Here is an 18,796-nt window from a genome sequence, read left to right as displayed (position 1 = left end):
GAGACAAGCAATGGCTACCGTCACCCTGCAAGGCCACCCGATCACCACCAATGGCGAACTCCCGGCGATCGGCAGTGAGGCCCCGGGCTTCCGTCTGGTCGGCGTCGGGCTCAAGGACCTCACGCTGCACGACTTCGCCGGCAAGCGGAAGATCCTCAACATCTTTCCTTCGGTGGATACCGGCACCTGCGCGATGTCGGTGCGCCAGTTCAACCAGAAGGCGGCCGGGCTCGCCAACGCCGTGGTGCTCTGCATCAGCGCCGACCTGCCGTTCGCCCAGAAGCGCTTCTGTGGCGCCGAAGGCATCGACAACGTGGTGATGCTGTCGCTGATGCGCGGCCGCAACTTCGCCAAGGACTACGGCCTGCTGCTCGAGCAGGGTCCGCTGGCCGGCCTCACCGCCCGCGCGGTGGTGGTGCTGGATGCCGATAACAAGGTGATCTACACCGAGCTGGTCGGCGAGATCGCCCATGAACCGAACTACGACGCGGCGCTGAAGTCGCTGGCCTGAGACTGAACGATGGAAAAGCTGATCTTTGAAATTTCCCGTGCCGGTCGTTCGGCCGATGCCCAGCACCCGCAGGTGGCGGTGGATGCCTCGGCGCTGCCGGAGGCGCTGCGCCGCAAGACCAAGCCGAAGCTGCCGGAAGTCTCCGAGCTGCAGGCGGTGCGTCACTTCACCCGGCTGTCGCGGCTGAACTTCAGCATCGACACCCACTTCTACCCGCTGGGCAGTTGCACCATGAAGTACAACCCGCGTGCCTGCAACACGCTGGCGATGCTGCCGGAATTCCTGGCGCGGCATCCGCTGGCGCCGGAATCGCACTCGCAGGGCTTCCTCGCCTGCATGTACGAGTTGCAGGAGATCCTCAAGGACGTCACCGGCATGGCCGGCGTCTCGCTGACGCCGATGGCCGGTGCGCAGGGCGAATTCGCCGGCGTGGCGATGATCCGCGCCTATCACCAGGCTCGTAACGACCTGGAGCGCACCGAGATTCTGGTGCCGGACGCCGCCCACGGCACCAACCCGGCGACGGCGGTACAGTGCGGCTGCACCGTGCGCGAGATTCCCACCAACGCCGAGGGCGACGTCGACATCGAGGCGCTGAAGGCGGCGGTCGGCCCGAAGACCGCCGGCATCATGCTCACCAACCCCTCGACGCTGGGCGTGTTCGAGCGCCGCATCAAGGAGATTGCCGGCATCGTCCACGAGGCCGGTGGCCTGCTCTATTACGACGGCGCCAACCTCAACGCCATCCTCGGCAAGGTGCGTCCGGGCGACATGGGCTTCGACGTCATCCACATGAACCTGCACAAGACCTTCTCGACGCCGCACGGCGGCGGTGGTCCGGGTGCCGGCGCGGTGGGTGTGTCGCAACGCCTGCTGCCGTTCATGCCGATCCCGGTGGTGGGCAAACGCCCCCACCCCAACCCTACCCCGCAGGCGGGGGAGGGAGCGGTCTTCTATCGCTGGCTGGACGAGCGCGATCTGCCGCAGACCATCGGTCGTCTGTCGGCGTTCATGGGCAATGCCGGCGTGCTGCTGCGCGCCTACGTCTACGCGCGCCTGCTCGGTCGCGAGGGCATGCACCGCGTCGGCGAGTACGCCACCCTCAATGCCAACTACCTGATGGCCCGCCTGCGCGATGCCGGCTTCGACCTGGCTTTCCCCAGCCGCCGTGCCTCGCACGAGTTCATCATCACCCTCAAGCGCCAGAAGAAGGAGATCGAGCTGACCGCGACCGATGTCGCCAAGCGTCTGCTCGACTACGGCTATCACGCGCCGACGGTGTACTTCCCGCTGCTGGTGCCCGAGTGCCTGCTGATCGAGCCGACCGAGACCGAGGACAAGGAGACCCTCGACAACTTCGTCGATGCCCTGATCAAGATCTGGGATGAGGCCAAGGCCGATATCCAGAAGGTGAAGGGCGCGCCCTACACCATGCCGGTGCGCCGCCTCGACGACGTGCGTGCCGTGCGGCAACTGGACGTGCGCTACCAGGCCGCCTGATGGCCGATGGCATCAAGGGCTGGGCGCGCCTGCTGCGCGCCACCCGGGTTTCCTACTGGGGCCTGGGCTGGGCGCTGCGGGAAGAGGAGGCGTTCCGCATCGAGTTGGCCCTGTGCCTCGTATTGGTTCCGGTGGCGCTCTGGCTGGGTGAAGGTGGCGTCGAGCGGGCTCTGTTGCTGATGAGTCTGTTCGCGGTGCTGATCACCGAGCTGCTCAACACCGCAGTGGAGGTGGTGGTGGACCGCATCGGCACCGAGCGTCACCCTTTGTCCGGTCGGGCGAAGGACTTGGGTTCCGCTGCGGTGCACTTATCTTTGCTGCAGGTCCCGGTGGTCTGGGGCCTGGTCCTATTCGGCTGATTACTACGAGAACAACGCATGTCTGCCCTCATCACCGGCTCTTTCGCCTACGACACGATCATGGTCTTCTCTGGCCAGTTCAAGAACGAGATCCTGCCGGACAAGGTGCACATGCTGAATGTGTCCTTCCTGGTGCCGAAGCTGCGCCGCGAGTTTGGCGGCTGCGCCGGCAACATTGCCTACAACCTCGCCCTGCTGGGCGGCAAGGCGTTGCCGATGGGCACGGTCGGCCATGATTTTGGCCCCTATGCCACCTGGATGGACAAGCACGGCCTCAGCCGCGCTTACGTCAAGGAGCTGCCGGACAACTACACCGCGCAGGCCTACATCACCACCGATCTCGACGACAACCAGATCACCGCCTTCCACCCGGGCGCGATGAACGAGGCGCATGTGCAGCCGGTGCCCCTGGACGCCGGCGTGAAGATCGGCACGGTCTCGCCGGATGGCCGCGAGGGCATGATCCAGCATGCCCGGCAGTTCGCCGAGGCGGGTATCCCCTTCCTGTTCGATCCCGGCCAGGGCCTGCCGATGTTCGGCGGCGATGACCTCAAGCGCTTCATCGAGCAGGCCAGCTACATGGCGGTCAACGACTACGAGGCCGAGCTGGTGATGGCGCGCACCGGCTGGAGCCTGGAGCAGATCGCCGAGCGTCTCGACGCGCTGATCGTCACCCGGGGCGCCAAGGGCGCGCACATCTACGCCGGCGACAAGACCCACGAGATTCCGGTCGCTCACGCCGAGTCGCTGGCTGACCCCACCGGCTGCGGCGACGCCTTCCGTGGCGGCCTGCTCTACGGCCTGGAGCGCGGCATGGACTGGGAGACCGCCGGCCGTATCGGCTCGCTGCTCGGCGCCTACAACATCGAGCGGCCCGGCACCCAGAACCACTACACCACGCTGGAAAAGTTCAAGCTGCGGTTCCAGAAGGAATTCCGCTACAGCTTCGACTGAGCGCCGAGGCGGTCAGGAGAGTCGCCATGATGCGCCAGGCCTGGCTGCTGGTTCTGTTGTGTAGCGCGCTCTGTTCCCCGCGCAGCTTGGCGCTCGACGACCGCTATTCGGCCTACGCCGGTCTGCTGCAAAGGCATGTGGAATGGACCCAGCAGGGACGGGCCAGTGCCGTCGACTATGCCGGCCTGCAAACCGAGCGCGGTCGGCTGCAGGCGGTGCTGGTGGAGTTCTCGGCGGTTTCCCGAGTCGAGTTCGAGGCCTGGAGCGCGCGCCAGCAGCAGGCCTTTCTGATCAATGCCTACAACGCCTACACGCTGGAGCTGGTGCTCGGTCGCTATCCGGCGCTGAAGTCGATCAAGGATCTGGGCGGGCTGTTCAGCTCGCCCTGGAAGCAGAAGTTCTTCCGCCTGCTCGGCGAGGAGCGAACGCTGGACTGGATCGAGCACGAGGTGCTCCGGCCGCGCTACCGCGATCCGCGCATCCACTTCGCCATCAACTGCGCCTCGGTGGGCTGCCCGGCGCTGCGCCCCGAGCCTTATCGCGCGGAACTGCTGGATGTGCAGCTCGACGACGGCCAGCGCCGCTTTCTCGGTGATCGCCGCCGCAACCGCTTTGACGCCGCCAGCGGCGTGCTCCGCCTGTCGCCGATCTTCAAGTGGTTCGGCGAAGACTTCGAGGCTGGTGCCGGGGGCTCGCTGCGCGCCTGGCTGGCGGCCCGCGCCAATCAGCTCGCCGAAGACGAATCCGCCCGCGCGCGTCTGCGCGCCGGCGAATTCCGCATCGACTTCGGCGATTACGACTGGTCGCTCAACGCCCTGCGGCGCTGAACGAGGCTTTGGAGCCTTACTCGCTGAGCCGGTAACGCTCGATGCGGTCCGCCTCGATTTCCGCCGGCTTGTAGGGCAGGCGGTGCCAGCGTTTCGCCGAGTACTCGCGGGTGTAGTCGCTGAAGTGCGGGTTGGCTGGGTCGGTGGACTGCGAATAGGTGATGAAGCCCTCGGCCAGCGCGCCCTGGCTGTTCCAGGTGACGGTCTGGATGTAGCTGTTGCCGTAGGCCACGTCATAGCCCTGCTCGGTCAGCGCGTCGCTGGAGGCGATGGTGAAAGCACCCTCGAAGAAGTCGCCGCCGAACACCGGGATGTCGCGCAGGATGCAGCAGGGGTGCTGCACCGAGCCCAGCGGGGCGTCGAAGGCGTAACCGCTGGCCTTGACCGCAGCGACCCCGGCGCTGAAGGCGGTCTTCACCGCGCGCTGGCTGGTGTTCAGATCGCGCGGGGTGTTGACCGGATCGTCGGCGGAAAACGGCACGCGCCAGAAGTTGCCACCCCGGTCCTCGCCAGCGGTCAGCGCGCGGAAGAACTCGCGCCAGACGAGTGCGCCCACCGAGTCGTGGTTGGCCGTGCCATCCCATTGCGCCAGCGCCGCGCAGGCGGCCGCCTCGTCGCCACTGGCGCTCGGGCAGATGTCGGCGAGCACATTGGCCAGGCCGTATTCGGCGGTCTTGATCTTGGCCGACAGCGTCACCTGCTGCAGCAGCGGCAGGGTGAACTTGGGCGCGCCCAGACCGTCGCTGCCGTCGAGACGGCGCTGCATCTGGGTGATCGCCTGCTGGGTGCGGTAGGAGCGGGCGGTTTCCTCGTCACCGATGATGCGGGCATAGCCGGTGAGCGGCTCGGCCGGGTTGGTCAGCCAGTAGCTGTCGTTGTTGTTGGCGACCCAGTCGTCGCGCAGCAACTTGGGGTGGTTGCCGGGGCCGAAGATGCCGGGCACCGGCGAGTCGGCGTCGCTGTCCCATTCGCAGTTGCCGCGCGAGCCATCGAGCACCGGCACGCCGGGCACCAGCAGTTGCACCACCTGATGGATGGGCAGCGCCTGGCAGAGCGTGATCTTGCTGTTCGGCACGTTCGGCACCACGCTCAGATCGCCGTAGTAGGCCTTGCCGCCGGGGCCGGTGGCGACGGTGTTGACCCAGGGGATGCCCATGATCTCGCCGTGCAGGCGGATGAATTCGTCCAGCGAGTTGGCCATGTTCCAGCTCGCGAACTGATTGATCAGGCGGTCGTTCTCGGCGTTGGCATCGCGGATGCTGTAGGCCTTCAGCGGTGTCCAGCCGAGCACCGGGATGCCGCTGGCTTCCAGCACCAGCATCGGCCCGTAGTGCGAGCGGTAGAGCGTGCGCTTTTCGGTGGAGAGTGAGCCGTCGGTTTCCTTCACCTGAATCTCAATCGGGATCTGCTGGATGTCGCGGAAGGCGCCGTCATAGAGGTACTGCATGGGGTTGAGCGGATTCAGCGTCAGCTCGTAGAGGCCGAAGTGGTAGGCGGCGGTGACCGTGTGGCTCCAGGCGAAGTGGTCGTTGAAGCCGATCAGGATCGCCGGCACGCCGTACAGCGAGGCGCCCATGGTGTCGATCTGGCCGGGCAGCTCCAGGTGCGAGAGATAGAGCCGCTCGGAGCCGGTCCAGGGGAAGTGCGGGTTGCCGAACAGCATGCTGGAGCCATCCTGGGTGGCGTCCTTGCCCAGCGCGTACATATTGCTGCCGAAGCGTTTGCCGCGCAGTTCGGTGAAGTAGCGGAAGGGGCCAGGGTCGGCCTTCAGGGCCGCCTGCTTCTGCGCCGGGGTCGGCTCCTTGAGCTTGGCGCTGCTCGTGCCAGGCAGGCCGCTGGCGCCGAGCGACAGCAGCGGCTTGGCATTGGCGATCTCCTTGATGAACACCGAGGAGGAGGCGATCAGCGCCAGCCGGTAATAGCGCCGGTACATATCGTCGGCGCTGATCTCGAACAGCCAGTCGGCCGAGGCGCAGGCGGCGTGGCGGCCGGGATGGGCGCCGGCCTTCAGCTCGCGGATGTAGCGGTTGTAGCCGTCGGCGAAGCCCTGGGTGACCTCCTTGAAGCTGGGCAGGGTGGTGTTGCGCGTGGGCGTGATCGCCTCGTCGCCGGCAGCCAGCTTCCAGAAGTAGTCGCTGTCGAGATTGTTGGCGGTGACGCCATTCGGGACGATGGTGTAGCTGCCGTTGCGGCCGAAGTACTTGGCGCGCTCGCCACGGATCGTGACCAGATCCTCCTGCAGGACGCAGAGGTTGTCCTCGGCGAAGGCGTAACCATAGCCGTAGCCGAGGCTGCCGAAGCTCGCCGCCTTGATGTGCGGGATGCCGAGGCTGGTGCGGGTGACGGTGACCTCGTACTTGCCACCGGCAGCGGTTTCGTTCGGTGGTTCGGAGCTGCCGCAGGCGGCCAGCAATACGGAAACCAGCAATAGGCCGGCGGCCTTGGCGTGAAGCATGAAGCTCTCCTCGGAAATTGTTGTTTTATGTTGCTGTCGCGCAGGCTAGCGCAGCCTGGCGCCGCGAGCCAGACGGGGGCGGTCGCGGCCAAAAAAAAGCCCGCCCTGCTCTGGCGCAGGGCGGGCTGGGGCCGACGTTGCGGTCTAGCGCAGCGCCAGCGTCGCGGAGCGGATCAGTTGCAGGAAGGGCTCCGGATAGACGCCGAGCACCAGCACCAGAGCCATCGCCGCCATCAGCATGGCGCCACCCGACTGTTGCACCCAGTTCAGCGGCTCGCTGACCCGCTCCCGCACCGGGATCGGCTGGAACATCATGATCATCACCCGCAGGTAGTAGTACAGACCGATGGCGCTGCCGGCGACCACCGCGCCCATCAGCAGCCATTGCCGGGTATCGACACCCACCGAGATCAGGTAGAACTTGCCGACGAAACCGGCGGTAAGCGGGATGCCCGCCAGCGACAGCAGCATCGTGGTCATGATCGACGACAGGTAGGGGCGCTTCCAGAACAGGCCGCGCAACTGCTCGATGTGCTCGACATCGCGGTCCTTCATCGGGCTCGACACCAGTGTCATCACCCCGAACACGCCGAGCGCGGTGACGATGTAGGTGAGCAGGAAGATGCCGGCCGCCTCGGTGGCGCGGCCACCGGAAGCCACCAGCGCCACCAGCAGATAGCCGAACTGCGCGATGGAGGAGTAGGCGAGGATGCGCTTGACGTTGTCCTGCCGCAGCGCCAGCAGGTTGCCGACCACCATCGAGGCCACCGCCACCCAGGTCAGGGCGTCCAGCGCCAGCGGATGCCGGAACAGGCCGATGTTGACGAACAGGCGGTAGACCACCACGAACATCGCGGCCTTCGACACCGTCGCCAGGAAGGCCGACACCGGTGCCGGCGCCGCCTCGTAGACATCCGAGGTCCACAGGTGGAAGGGCACCGCCGAGAGCTTGAAGGCGACGCCGGAGAGGATCATCGCCGCGCCGGCGAGCAGGATGCCGGGCCGGCCGGCGGAGAGCTTGGCGGCGATCTCGGCGAAGCCCAGCGCGCCGGTCTCGGCGTAGAGCAGGGCGATGCCGAACAGCATGAAGGCCGAGGCGGCGCCCGACAGCACCAGGTACTTCATGCCGCCTTCCAGCGCGCGGCTGTCGCGCACCGGATAGGCGACCATGGCGTAGAGCGGGATCGACAGCAGTTCCAGGCCGATGAAGAAGCTGGCGAAATGCCGCGAGCAGGCCATCACCAGGGCACCGAGGGTGGCCATAGCCAGCAGCAGGTAGAGCTCCTCGCGGTTACCGGCATAGCCTTCGAAGTAGGCATGGCAGAGCGTCAGCACGCCGAGCGCGGTGACCAGCAGCAGACCCATGTAGAAGATCGCGTAACCGTCGACGATCAGCAGCGGGGTCAGTTCGATAGGCTCGCCGTTGGCGGCCAGCAGCACCGGCCCTAGCGAAAGCAGCGCGAGGTTGAGGCCGATCACGGTCATCGCCGCCACCAGCCGGTGCTGGCGCTTGAAGGCGATGGTCAGCATCACCACCACGGTGGTGAGCGTGGCGAGGATCAGGGGCAGCAGCGCCGTGAGTTGTTGAGTGGTCATGGCGTGGTTCATCACGGAGCGGGGGCGGACAGCGCCGCAGTGGCGGCGGCCGGCTGGTACTGGAGCTCCACCGTCTTCATCGCCGTGGCGGAGGTGTTCAGCACCGGTTGCGGGTAGAGGCCAATGCCCAGCAGCAGCGCCATCAGCAGGCCCATCATCGCCAACTCGCGCTTGGAGAGGTCTTCCAGATGGGCGCCGTGACCATCGTCGCGCGGCTTACCGTGGAAGGCCTTCTGCACCAGGATCAGCGAGTACACCGCCGCCAGGATCAGGCCGGTGGCCGAGAGCACGGTGAACAGCGGCGCGACCTTGAAGCTGCCGGTGAGGATCAGGAACTCGCCGACGAAGTTGCCCAAACCCGGCAAGCCCAGCGAGGCGGCGCTGAAGAACAGCATGATCGGTGGCAGATAGGGCAGGCGCGCCCACAGGCCGCCCATCTTGGTGAGGTCGCGGGTGTGCAGGCGCTCGTAGATTTCACCGCAGAGGATGAACAATGCGCCGGCGGAAAGACCGTGCGCGATCATCTGGATCACCACACCCTGCAGCGCCTCGGTGGTGCCGGCATAGATGCCCAGTACCACGAAGCCCATGTGACTGATCGAGGTGTAAGCGATCAGGCGCTTGATGTCGGTCTGGCTGAACGCCACCACCGCGCCGTAGAGGATGCCCAGTACCGCGAACGACATCGCCACCGGTGCGAAGTCGCGCGAGGCCTCGGGGAAGAAGGGAATGCCGAAGCGCAGCAAGCCGTAGGCGGCGGTCTTCAGCAGGATACCGGCGAGGTCCACCGAACCGGCGGTGGGCGCCATGCCGTGGGCGTCCGGCAGCCAGGTGTGGAAGGGCACGATGGGCATCTTCACCGCGAAGGCGATGAAGAAGCCGAGCATCAGCCACCAGGCGATCTTCGGATCCAGCCCCTGCGCGGTGCTCAGCAGATCCATGTAGCCGAAGCTCCACACGCCGGTGCCCTGGTGGTGCAGGAACACCAGCGCCAGGATCGCCAGCAGCATGATCAGGCCGGAGAACTGGGTGAAGATGAAGAACTTGGTCGCGGCATAGATGCGGCTCTTGCCGCCCGGCATGCTGTGACCCCAGAGCGCGATGAGGAAATACATCGGCACCAGCATCATTTCCCAGAAGAAGAAGAACAGGAACATGTCCAGCGCCAGGAACACGCCCACCACACCGGCCAGATTCCACATCAGATTGAGGTGGAAGAAGCCGACGTAGCGGTCGATCTCGCGCCAGGAGCAGCCGATCGCCATCACGCCCAAGAGGTTGGTGAGGATCACCAGCAGCAGCGACAGGCCGTCGAGCCCGAGGTGGAAGCTGATGCCGAAGCTCGGAATCCACTCGGCCTTGTACTGCAACGCCCACTGCGGCGTGGTGCTAGGCGTGCCCAGGCTGTAGTCGCCGGTGAACCACAGCCACAGCGAGATGCCCAGCACGGTGAGCATGGTGAACAGCGCGATCCAGCGCGGCAGGGTGCGCGAATAGCGCTCGGCCTGCCAGCTCAGCCAGCCGCCGAGGAAGGGGAGGAACAGCAGCCAGACCAGGATGGTCGCGTTGGTCACGGGAGCGAGGTTGGTTTCCATGTCGGGCTCAGTGCAGGGCCACGGCGGCCAGCAGGGCGCAGGCACCGGCGCCGGCCACCAGGGCGTACCAGCGCAGCTTGCCGTTCTGGGTCAGGGCCAGCAGGCCGTTGGCGCCGGTGAGGCTCGCCGGGATCAGGCCGATGAACCAGTCGACGATATCGTTCTTGTTGATGTTCGCGGCCCAGACGAAGGGGCGCACGAACAGCCGGTCGTAGAGCCAGTCGAAGCCGAAGGCGCTCTTCCAGAACTGACCGATGTACTTGGTCAGCGCGCCGTTCTTGAGCGCCGCCGGGATGCCCGGCTTCTTCAGGAACAGGAACCAGCTCACCAGGATGCCGAGCAGCGACACCAGCACCGGCAGATAGGCGATCCAGGCCGGACCGTGGTCGCCCTCGGGGATGTGGGCCTCCGGCAGTACCGAGCCCAGCGGCAGGTGGATGAAGCCGCCGACGATGGCCAGCAGCAGCAGCACGCCGAGCGGGATGTGGTGGTCCAGGGTGTGGGCGCCGTGCGGATCGTCCTTCGGGCCCAGCCCGTGGTGCTCGTCGTGGCCATGCGTCGCCGGCTGCGAGCGCCAGCGCTCGGGGCCGAAGAAGGTGATGAAGATCAGCCGGAAGCTGTAGACCGAGGTCAGGAAGGCGCCGAACAGACCGGCCAGCCAGAGTTCGTGATGTCCGGTCAGGTAGGCCTGATGCAGGATCTCGTCCTTGGAGTAGAAGCCGGAGGTGAACGGGAAGGCGGTCAGCGCCAGGGTGCCGATCAGCATGCAGGCGAACACGAAGGGGATGTGCTTGCGCAGGCCGCCCATCTTGAAGATGTCCTGCTCGTGATGCATGGCCAGGATCACCGAGCCGGACGAGAGGAACAGCAGCGCCTTGAAGAAGGCGTGCGTCATCAGGTGGAACACCGCCGGCTGATAGGCGCCGACGCCCTCGGCCAGGAACATGTAGCCGATCTGGCTCATGGTCGAGTAGGCGAGGATCTTCTTGATGTCGGTCTGCATCAGGGCGATGAAGCCGGCCATCAGCAGGGTGATCGCGCCAATCGCGCCCACGCATTGCAGGGCGAAGGGCGAGAGCTCGAACAGGGCGTGGGTGCGGGCGATCAGGTAGACGCCGGCGGTGACCATGGTGGCGGCGTGGATCAGCGCCGAGACTGGCGTCGGGCCTGCCATCGCGTCCGGCAGCCAGGTCTGCAGCGGCAACTGCGCCGACTTGCCGACCGCGCCGCCCAGCAGCAGCAGGGCGACCACGGTGGCGCCGGTGGCACCGACGCCGTTCACCACCGGCCAGGCGGCCGGCGCCAGAGTGGCGAGCTCCTGGATATTCAGCGTGCCGAACTCGCGGTAGAGGATGAACAGGCCGATGGCCATGAAGGTGTCGCCGACACGGGTGATGACGAAGGCCTTGCGGGCCGCCGCGCCATTGGCCGGGTCCTGATACCAGAAGCCGATCAGCAGGTAGGACGCGAGGCCGACGCCCTCCCAGCCGAAGTACAGGAACAGCAGGTTGTCGCCCAGCACCAGGAACAGCATGCTGGCGACGAACAGGTTCATGTAGCTGAAGAAGCGCCCGTAGCCCTCGTCGCCGCGCATGTACCAACTGGCGAACAGGTGGATGAAGAAGCCGACGCCGGTGATCACGCCCAGCATGGTCAGCGACAGCGCGTCCAGCCGCAGTGCGAAGCTGGGGGTGAACTGGCCGACGCTCATCCACTGCCAGAGGTGCTGGGTGTAGGCGCCACCCTCGGGCATGTGGTGCAGAAAGTCCCAGCCGACGATGGCGGTGGTCAGCGCCGAGATGCCCACCGAGCCGACGCCGACGACCGCCGCCGCGTTCTCGGAAATGCGTCCGCGCGCAAAGGCGAGGATCAGGAAGCCGAGCAGCGGCGCGAGGAAGGTGAGGAAAAGAAGGTTCATGTGCTTAGCCCTTCATGGTGCTGGCGGCGTCGATGTCCAGCGTCTTGAAGCGGCGGTAGAGCTGGATCAGCAAGGCCAGGCCCACCGAGGCTTCGGCGGCCGCCAGGGTCAGTACCAGGATGAACATGATCTGCCCATCCGGCTGCGCCCAGCGCGCGCCGGCGACCACGAAGGCGAGCGCGGCGGCGTTGAGCATGATCTCCAGCGACATCAGCATCCACAGGATGTTGCGGCGGGTGAGCAGGCCGAACAGGCCCAGGGCGAACAGCGCGGCGGCCAGCAGCAGGCCGTGTTCCATCGGGATGGCTTGGACGGTGTTCATGGCTTCAGTCGTCGTGGCGGCCGAGGTGGTAGGCCGCGACCAGGCCGGCCAGCAGCAGCATGGAGGCCAACTCCACCGCCAGCAGGTAGGGGCCGTAGAGGGCGATACCGACCATCTTGGGAGTGACTTCCTGCAGGCCGGCGGCGGTGATGTAACCGCGTGGCCAGAGCTGGGTGCCCAACTGCCAGAGCAGTACCGCCGACAGCGCCGCCGGCAGGACCATCGCCGGTGCCGACAGCCAGCGGCGTTCCTGGTCTTCGGTCTTGGCGCCGAGGTTGAGCATCATCACCACGAACACGAACAAGACCATGATCGCGCCGGCGTAGACGATCACTTCGAGCGCGGCGGCGAAGTGCGCGCCGAGGGTGAAGAACACGGTCGCCACCGACAGCAGCGACAGCACCAGGTAGAGCAGGGCGTGCACCGGGTTGGTGTTGATCACCACCATGATGGTCGCGAACAGCGCGATGGTGGCGGCGATGTAGAAGGTCAGATCCATGGTGGCGGCCTCAGGGCAGCAGCGACTTGACGTCGACCGGTGCCGATTCGTTCTGCGCCTCGCCCTTGGCCTTGTTTTTGATGGCCATGCCCGACACGCGATAGAAGTTGTAGTCCGGGTACTTGCCAGGGCCGGAGATCAAGAGGTGCTCCTTCTCATAGACCAGGTTCTGGCGGTTGTACTCGGCCAGTTCGTAGTCGGGGGTGAGCTGGATCGCGGTGGTCGGGCAGGCTTCCTCGCAAAGGCCGCAGAAGATGCAGCGCGAGAAGTTGATGCGGAAGAACTCCGGATACCAGCGGCCGTCTTCCTTCTCGGCCTTCTGCAAGCTGATGCAGCCGACCGGGCAGGCGACCGCGCAGAGGTTGCAGGCCACGCAGCGCTCTTCGCCATCGGGGTCGCGGGTCAGCACGATGCGACCGCGATAGCGCGGCGGCACGTAGGGCTTCACCTCGGGGTAGGGCACCACGTCGCGCTTGGCGAAGCTGTGCATGAAGACCAGGTAGATGCTGCGCAACTGGGTGTAGATGCCGTGGAGCACGGCCTTGAACTGGTTCATAGGACTTCCCATGGCGCATGGCGCCATCCGGTACGGATGAAACGGGGTTTCATCCTTAGGCTCCCGCACGCCAGAGCACGACGGCCCCGGTGATCAGCAGGTTGATGAGGGCGATCGGCAGGCACCACAGCCAGGCGGCGCTCATGATCTGGTCGTAGCGCGGGCGGGGCAGGGCGGCGCGCACCAAGATGTAGCCGGCCATGAAGATGAAGGTCTTGGCGGCGAACCAGACAAAGGGAATCTGCTCGCCCAGGAAGGCGCCGATGCCCGGAATGCGATCAAACCACAGCGGTGCATCCCAGCCGCCGAAGAACAGGGTCACGGTCAGCCCCGAGACCATCACGATGCCGACGTACTCGCTGACCATGAACATGCCGAACTTCATGCCCGAGTACTCGGTGTGATAGCCCTGCACCAGTTCCGACTCCGCTTCCGGCAGGTCGAACGGCGTGCGGTGCACCACCGCCAGCGCCGCCGGCACCCAGGCGATGAAGCCGAGGATCTGCGGGAACACGTTCCACAGGCCGTCCTGCGCGGCGACGATGTCGCGCAGGTTGAAGCTGCCGGCCTGGATCACCACGCCCATCAGCGCCAGACCCATGAACACTTCGTAGCTGATGGTCTGCGCGGTGGAGCGCAGGCCGCCGAGCAGCGAGTACTTGCTGTTGCTGGCCCAGCCGCCGAGCATCACCGCGTAGACCGCGAGACCGGCGATGGCGAGGAAGAACAGCAGCGCCATGTTGGTGTTCGACACGCCCCAGTTCGGGGTCATGGGGATGAACACGAAGGCCAGCATCATCAGGCTCATCGCCAGGAACGGCGCCAGCACGAAGGTGAACTTGTCGGCGAACGGCGGCATCCAGTCTTCCTTGAAGAAGATCTTGATCATGTCCGCGATCACCTGGCCGAGCCCCAGGGGGCCGACCCGGTTCGGGCCGTAGCGGTCCTGCCAGAGCGCCAGCAGGCGGCGCTCCAGCCAGATCATGTAGGCGGCGGTCAGCACCATGCCGAGCAGGATGATGATGGCCTTCACCATGCCCCAGACGATGGCGATCAGGTCGGGAGTGATCCAGGAGAACATGGCGCTTAGCCTCCCTTGCCGAGACGCACGGCGGCACCCGCCACCAGCGGCGGGATGCCGGCCAGGCCAGCCGGCAGGCCGACGCTGCCCGCAGGCAGGTCAACGCGCACCTTGGCGGGCAGGCTCAGCGAGTAGTCACCGAACTCCACCCGGGTCTGCGACTGGTGCTCGATGCCCAGGCGCTGGGCGTCGGCGACGTTGATCGCGACATAGGCTTGCGCGGTGCGCTCCTGGATCGGCGCCGCCTTGGCCGACAGCTCCTCGCTGCCGAAGTGCTGGTGCAGGGGCAGCAGGCGCAGGCCGTCCTGCCCGGCGGCGCGCAGCGGGAAGTAGGGCGCGGCGCCGTTGTGGCGGAACAGGTGCACGCCGGAGTCACCGCCCTTCATGGCTCCGCCGACTTCGGCCTGGAACTTGTTCCAGGCCGAGGGGCTGTTCCAGCCCGGCGACCAGGCGAAGGGGATCAGCGCCGCCGGGCGTTCCACCGCGTGGGTGCTGTTGATGCCTTCCATCGAGAACGCCAGCGGCGAGTCGGGATCCTGGGTCGCCTTCGGTTCGTGCACGAAGATGTTGGCACGCGCGGCGGTGCGGCCAGACTGCCGCTGCGGCGCGCGCGCCAGCTTGGCGCCGTCGATGCGGAACTCGGCGTTGGGCGCGGCCTGGGCGATGCCTTTCAGCGCCGGGATCGCGGCTTCGGCGTCGGCGATCACCTCGTCGAGCTTGCTCCAGGCCGGCTGGCCCAGGGCGGTGCGCAACTGGGCGATCCAGCGCCAGCTTTCCTGGGTGGCGACGTGGCGGTCGTAATAGGCCGGGTCGTAGGTCTGGAAGCTGCGCTGGGCGCGGCCTTCGAAGTTGACCCAGGTGCCGTCGCCTTCGGCGAAGCTCGCTGCCGGCAGCACCAGTGCTGCGGTGGCGGTGGTGGCGGTCTGCTGGTGGTCGATGGCGATCACCGTGCTCTGCGCGAAGGCGGCGTCGAGCGCCGAGGCGCTGGCGCGGCGCGAGAGGTCGTTCTCCAGCACCAGCACCACCGCTTCCTGGCCATTGAGGCGGGCGAGGGCGGCGTCGAGGTCGGGGGCGCCGAACATCGCCAGGCCCAGGCTGTTGGCTTCCGGCACCGCCAGGCTGATGGCGGTTTCGGCGTTGAGCTTGGCCAGCGCGTAGGCAACGTTCGCGGCGGCTTCGATCACGGCGGCCGAACCGCAGCCGGTGCCGGAGACGATCAGCGGCTTCTTCGCGGCCTTCAGGGTGTCGGCGATGCGTTGCGCCAGGGCGGCGGTGTCGGCATCGGCGCTCACCGCTGGTGCGCTGGCGTCCAGCGCGTGGGCGACGGCGTTGCCGAGCGCGGCGAGGCCGTCGGCATCGGCGCGGAGGGTGGCGGCGGCGATCTCGTCCAGCTTGGTCGCCATCGGGGTGGCGATGAACAGCGGGTTGAGCTCGTGCTGGGCGATGTCGGCGGCGGAGGCAGCCTGCCAGTCCGGCACCTTCTTCTCGGTGGACATCGTCTGCAGCTTGCCGCGCGCCGCCTGTCGCAGGGCCAGGGCGACGCGGGCAGCGGTGCCGAGGGTGTCTTCACCCAGCACCAGCACGGCGTCGGCCTGGTCGATGCGCTTGATGGTGGCGGCCGGCACCGGACCTTCGCGCAGCACCTTCAGGCACAGCGCGGTCAGGCTCGCGTCCTGGGCACTGGCGCCGGAGTAGAAATTGCCGGCACCGACCAGCGAGCGCAGGGCGTGGTTGGCTTCCAGGCTGGCGCGTGGCGAGCCAATGCCGATCACGGTCTTGCCGGACTTCAGCAACTGGGCGCCGAGATTGACGCCTTCGCCACGGTGCTTGGTGACGAAGCTGTCGCCCTCGCGCACCAGCGCGTGGGTCGGACGGTTCTTGAGGTTGGCGTGGCCGTAGCCGAAGCGGCCACGGTCGCAGAGGAAGTAGCCGTTGAGCTCGCTGTGGTAGCGGTTCTCGATGCGGCGCACCTCGCCGTAGCGCTCGCCGGGCGAGATGTTGCAGCCCACCGCGCAGCCGGTGCAGATCGCCGGGGCGAACTGCATGTCCCACTTGCGGGTGTAACGCTCGCTGTGGGTCTTGTCGGTGAACACGCCGGTGGGGCAGACCTCGGTGAGGTTGCCGGAGAACTCGCTTTCCAGCACGCCCTCGGTCTCGCGGCCGAAGTAGACGTTGGCGGCGGAGCCGAACACGCCCAGATCCTTGCCGCCGGCGTAGTCGCGGTAGTAGCGCACGCAGCGGTAGCAGGAGATGCAGCGGTTCATCTCGTGGCCGATGAAGGGCCCGAGATACTGGTTCTGGTGGGTGCGCTTGGTGAAGCGGTAGTCGCGGCTGTGATGGCCGGTCATCACCGTCATGTCCTGCAGATGGCAGTGACCGCCTTCCTCGCAGACCGGGCAGTCGTGCGGGTGGTTGGTCATCAGCAGGCTGACGATGGTCTCGCGGAACTCCTTGGCCTCGTCGTCGGCGATCGAGATGTAGGTGTTGTCGCTGGCCGGGGTCATGCAGGACATCACCAGGCGACCGTTCTTGTCGTCGGCGTCCTTGTACTGCTTGACCGCGCACTGCCGGCAGGCGCCTACCGAATCCAGCGCCGGATGCCAGCAGAAATAGGGGATGTCGAGTCCCAGGGAAAGACAGGCCTGGAGCAGATTGTCTGCGCCATTGACCTCGTAGGTGTTGCCGTCAACGTGAATCTTGGCCATTGCTCATCCGTCCCTAGGCGTTCACCCACTTCATGCGTTCCTTGGCGTAGGCCGCCTTCGGGCCTTCACCGTGGTCGGGCAGGATGCAGGCGTCGCCTTCCTTGGGAATGTGGTTCACCGCCAGGCCGGCTTCGAACTCGGCGCGGAAGTACTTGAGGGCCGACTGCAGCGGCTCCATCGCGCCCGGGGCGTGGGCGCAGAAGGTCTTGCCCGGGCCCAGCCAGCGGGTCAGCTTGGCGAGATGGTCGATGTCTTCCGGCACGCCCTCGCCACGCTCGATGGCGCGCAGCAGCTTGACGCTCCAGGGCAGACCGTCGCGGCAGGGCGTGCACCAGCCGCAGGACTCGCGGGCGAAGAACTCTTCCAGATTGCGCACCGCCGAGACCATGCTCTGGTCTTCGGCGACCACGGTGATCAGACCGGTGCCCATGCGCGAACCGGCCTTGGCGATGGTGTCGAAGTCCATCGCCAGGTCGAGGTGTTCCGGCAGCAGGAAGTCGGTGGAAGCGCCGCCCGGCAGCCAGGCCTTGAGCTTCTTACCCCCGCGCATGCCGCCGGCATGTACTTCCAGCAGTTCGCGGGCGCTGGTGCCGATGGGCAGCTCCCAGACGCCGGGCTTGTTGGCGCGACCGGAGCAGCCATAGAGCTTGGTGCCGCCGTCCTTGCTCTTGCCCTGGTTCAAACCCTTGAACCAGTCGGCGCCGTTCAGGACGATGTGCGGGATGTTGCAGAGCGTCTCGACGTTGTTGACGATGGTCGGACGGCCCCAGAGGCCGGCGATCTGCGGAAACGGCGGCTTGGCGCGCGGGTTGGCGCGACGGCCTTCCAGCGAGTTGATCAGCGCGGTTTCCTCGCCGCAGATGTAGCGGCCGGCGCCGGTGTGCACGTAGAGCTCGAAGCTCCAGGCGCCACCGAGGATGTTCTTGCCGAGATAGCCGGCAGCCTTGGCTTCGTCGATGGCGCGGTTGAGGCGCTCGGCGGCAACCACGTATTCGCCGCGCAGGAAGATGTAGCCGGTCTGCGCGCCGATGGCGTAGGCGGCGGTGGCCATCGCCTCCACCAACTGGTGCGGCGCCTGCTCCATCAGCAACCGGTCCTTGAAGGTGCCCGGCTCCATCTCGTCGGCGTTGCAGACCAGGTACTTCGCACCTGCGTCCGGTCCCATCGGGATCAGCGACCACTTGATGCCGGTGGGGAAGCCGGCGCCGCCACGGCCGCGCAGGTTGGCGTCCTTGACCCGCGCCTGGATGTCCTGCGGCTGCAACTCCTTCACGGCGGTCTTGAGGGCCCGGTAGCCACCCTCGGCCTCGTAGCCGGCCAGGCCCAGCGGGCCGGCGGCAACGTCGATCAGCCGGGTCAGCGGCTTCTGGTAGTTGGGGTCGGTGGCGCTGCGCAGGCTCACTTGTAGCTCTCCAGAATCGCCTTCACGTCGGCCGGCTCGACCGGACCGTGCAGGTCGTCGTCGATCATCATCGTCGCGCCACGGTCGCAGGCGCCCAGGCAGCAGATCGGCAGCAGGGTGTAGCGGTTGTCGGGCGTGGTCTGGCCATACTGCACGCCGAGTTGCTTGACCAACTCGTCGCGTAGCTCTTCATAGCCGGTCAGGTGGCAGGAGATGCTGTCGCAGACCTTGATGACGTGGCGGCCGACCGGGCGGCGGAAAATCAGCGAGTAGAACGTCGCCACGCCTTCCAGGTCGGCGGCGCTGATGCCGATGGCCTTGGCGATCTCGGGGATGGCCTCGTCCGGCACCCAGCCACGGTGCTTCTGCACCGCCTTCAGGGCGTCGATGCTGGCGGCGCGGCCGTCCGGGTAGTGACCGAGCGCGTGCTCGATCTCATGGCGCTCTTCCTCGCTCAGAGCAAAGCCCTGCGCCTTGGGGAGGTCGGCGAGTTTCAGTACGGGAGTGTCTGACATG

At 66.6% G+C, this 18,796-nt stretch carries 16 protein-coding genes; 5 read left to right on the top strand and 11 right to left on the bottom strand.

Going from position 1 to position 18,796, the window contains the following annotated elements; translation table 11 throughout:
- The first annotated feature begins 10 nt into the window (after positions 1-10).
- The 5 genes from tpx to ED208_RS11840 are packed head-to-tail and all read left to right on the top strand — an operon-like array spanning position 11 to position 4,151.
- The gene (gene tpx / locus ED208_RS11860; RefSeq protein ID WP_123212120.1) at positions 11-511 is read left to right on the top strand and encodes a thiol peroxidase; all 501 of its coding nucleotides are present in this window, start codon (positions 11-13) and stop codon (positions 509-511) included.
- 9 nt (positions 512-520) lie between these two features.
- Positions 521-2,011 (top strand): aminomethyl-transferring glycine dehydrogenase subunit GcvPB, encoded by a 1,491-nt coding sequence (gcvPB, locus tag ED208_RS11855; RefSeq protein WP_123212119.1) that lies wholly within the window; start codon positions 521-523, stop codon positions 2,009-2,011.
- Positions 2,011-2,370: a diacylglycerol kinase gene (locus ED208_RS11850; RefSeq protein WP_123212118.1), complete on the top strand. Its 360-nt coding sequence runs from the start codon at positions 2,011-2,013 to the stop codon at positions 2,368-2,370. Before gcvPB ends, ED208_RS11850 begins: the two co-directional genes overlap by 1 nt.
- Positions 2,371-2,388: 18 nt before the next feature.
- A complete protein-coding gene (locus ED208_RS11845) occupies positions 2,389-3,324 on the top strand; it encodes a carbohydrate kinase family protein (protein WP_123212117.1) in 936 nt (311 codons plus the stop codon).
- Positions 3,325-3,350: 26 nt separating this feature from the next.
- Entirely contained in the window at positions 3,351-4,151 is an 801-nt protein-coding gene (locus ED208_RS11840) for a DUF547 domain-containing protein (RefSeq protein WP_199720606.1), read from the top strand.
- A 16-nt stretch (positions 4,152-4,167) separates the two neighbouring features.
- Here ED208_RS11840 and ED208_RS11835 read toward each other — a convergent pair whose 3' ends face one another.
- From ED208_RS11835 to nuoE, 11 genes are all read right to left on the bottom strand, one after another.
- Positions 4,168-6,606, bottom strand: coding sequence for a penicillin acylase family protein (locus tag ED208_RS11835; protein ID WP_123212116.1), 2,439 nt, complete (start codon positions 6,604-6,606; stop codon positions 4,168-4,170).
- Between the two features lie 144 nt (positions 6,607-6,750).
- Complete coding sequence (nuoN, locus tag ED208_RS11830) at positions 6,751-8,202, bottom strand: NADH-quinone oxidoreductase subunit NuoN (RefSeq protein WP_123212240.1); 1,452 nt, start codon at positions 8,200-8,202, stop codon at positions 6,751-6,753.
- Between the two features lie 11 nt (positions 8,203-8,213).
- Positions 8,214-9,797 carry an NADH-quinone oxidoreductase subunit M gene (gene nuoM, locus ED208_RS11825; RefSeq protein ID WP_123212115.1) on the bottom strand — a complete coding sequence of 528 codons (1,584 nt, stop codon included), beginning with the start codon at positions 9,795-9,797 and terminating at the stop codon, positions 8,214-8,216.
- A gap of 7 nt (positions 9,798-9,804) precedes the next feature.
- Positions 9,805-11,715, bottom strand: coding sequence for an NADH-quinone oxidoreductase subunit L (gene nuoL / locus ED208_RS11820; protein WP_123212114.1), 1,911 nt, complete (start codon positions 11,713-11,715; stop codon positions 9,805-9,807).
- A 4-nt stretch (positions 11,716-11,719) separates the two neighbouring features.
- Positions 11,720-12,037, bottom strand: coding sequence for an NADH-quinone oxidoreductase subunit NuoK (gene nuoK, locus ED208_RS11815; protein WP_123212113.1), 318 nt, complete (start codon positions 12,035-12,037; stop codon positions 11,720-11,722).
- A gap of 4 nt (positions 12,038-12,041) precedes the next feature.
- Positions 12,042-12,536: an NADH-quinone oxidoreductase subunit J gene (gene nuoJ / locus ED208_RS11810; protein WP_123212112.1), complete on the bottom strand. Its 495-nt coding sequence runs from the start codon at positions 12,534-12,536 to the stop codon at positions 12,042-12,044.
- Positions 12,537-12,546: 10 nt separating this feature from the next.
- On the bottom strand, positions 12,547-13,092 hold the full coding sequence (gene nuoI / locus ED208_RS11805; RefSeq protein ID WP_123212111.1) for an NADH-quinone oxidoreductase subunit NuoI: 546 nt from the start codon (positions 13,090-13,092) through the stop codon (positions 12,547-12,549).
- Positions 13,093-13,147: 55 nt separating this feature from the next.
- Positions 13,148-14,161, bottom strand: a complete 1,014-nt coding sequence (nuoH, locus tag ED208_RS11800) for an NADH-quinone oxidoreductase subunit NuoH (RefSeq protein ID WP_366512234.1) — start codon at positions 14,159-14,161, stop codon at positions 13,148-13,150.
- Positions 14,162-14,178: 17 nt separating this feature from the next.
- Positions 14,179-16,878: an NADH-quinone oxidoreductase subunit NuoG gene (gene nuoG / locus ED208_RS11795; RefSeq protein ID WP_123212109.1), complete on the bottom strand. Its 2,700-nt coding sequence runs from the start codon at positions 16,876-16,878 to the stop codon at positions 14,179-14,181.
- Between the two features lie 13 nt (positions 16,879-16,891).
- Entirely contained in the window at positions 16,892-18,280 is a 1,389-nt protein-coding gene (gene nuoF, locus ED208_RS11790) for an NADH-quinone oxidoreductase subunit NuoF (RefSeq protein ID WP_199720605.1), read from the bottom strand.
- Complete coding sequence (nuoE, locus tag ED208_RS11785; protein ID WP_123212108.1) at positions 18,277-18,795, bottom strand: NADH-quinone oxidoreductase subunit NuoE; 519 nt, start codon at positions 18,793-18,795, stop codon at positions 18,277-18,279. The genes nuoF and nuoE overlap by 4 nt, the downstream gene beginning before the upstream one ends.
- Position 18,796: the final 1 nt, after the last annotated feature.

The sequence above is a fragment of the Stagnimonas aquatica genome (genome assembly GCF_003730135.1).
Classification (GTDB): domain Bacteria; phylum Pseudomonadota; class Gammaproteobacteria; order Nevskiales; family Nevskiaceae; genus Stagnimonas; species Stagnimonas aquatica.
The sequence above is the reverse complement of the archived record's forward strand: the minus strand, read 5'-3'. Positions and strand labels throughout refer to the sequence as shown.

Coding starts and splice junctions, on each gene's coding strand:
- tpx (WP_123212120.1), top strand. CDS start 11: ATGGCTACCGTCACCCTGCAAGGCCACCCGATCACCACCAATGGCGAA.
- gcvPB (WP_123212119.1), top strand. CDS start 521: ATGGAAAAGCTGATCTTTGAAATTTCCCGTGCCGGTCGTTCGGCCGAT.
- ED208_RS11850 (WP_123212118.1), top strand. CDS start 2,011: ATGGCCGATGGCATCAAGGGCTGGGCGCGCCTGCTGCGCGCCACCCGG.
- ED208_RS11845 (WP_123212117.1), top strand. CDS start 2,389: ATGTCTGCCCTCATCACCGGCTCTTTCGCCTACGACACGATCATGGTC.
- ED208_RS11840 (WP_199720606.1), top strand. CDS start 3,351: ATGATGCGCCAGGCCTGGCTGCTGGTTCTGTTGTGTAGCGCGCTCTGT.
- ED208_RS11835 (WP_123212116.1), bottom strand. CDS start 6,606: ATGCTTCACGCCAAGGCCGCCGGCCTATTGCTGGTTTCCGTATTGCTG.
- nuoN (WP_123212240.1), bottom strand. CDS start 8,202: ATGACCACTCAACAACTCACGGCGCTGCTGCCCCTGATCCTCGCCACG.
- nuoM (WP_123212115.1), bottom strand. CDS start 9,797: ATGGAAACCAACCTCGCTCCCGTGACCAACGCGACCATCCTGGTCTGG.
- nuoL (WP_123212114.1), bottom strand. CDS start 11,715: ATGAACCTTCTTTTCCTCACCTTCCTCGCGCCGCTGCTCGGCTTCCTG.
- nuoK (WP_123212113.1), bottom strand. CDS start 12,037: ATGAACACCGTCCAAGCCATCCCGATGGAACACGGCCTGCTGCTGGCC.
- nuoJ (WP_123212112.1), bottom strand. CDS start 12,536: ATGGATCTGACCTTCTACATCGCCGCCACCATCGCGCTGTTCGCGACC.
- nuoI (WP_123212111.1), bottom strand. CDS start 13,092: ATGAACCAGTTCAAGGCCGTGCTCCACGGCATCTACACCCAGTTGCGC.
- nuoG (WP_123212109.1), bottom strand. CDS start 16,878: ATGGCCAAGATTCACGTTGACGGCAACACCTACGAGGTCAATGGCGCA.
- nuoE (WP_123212108.1), bottom strand. CDS start 18,795: ATGTCAGACACTCCCGTACTGAAACTCGCCGACCTCCCCAAGGCGCAG.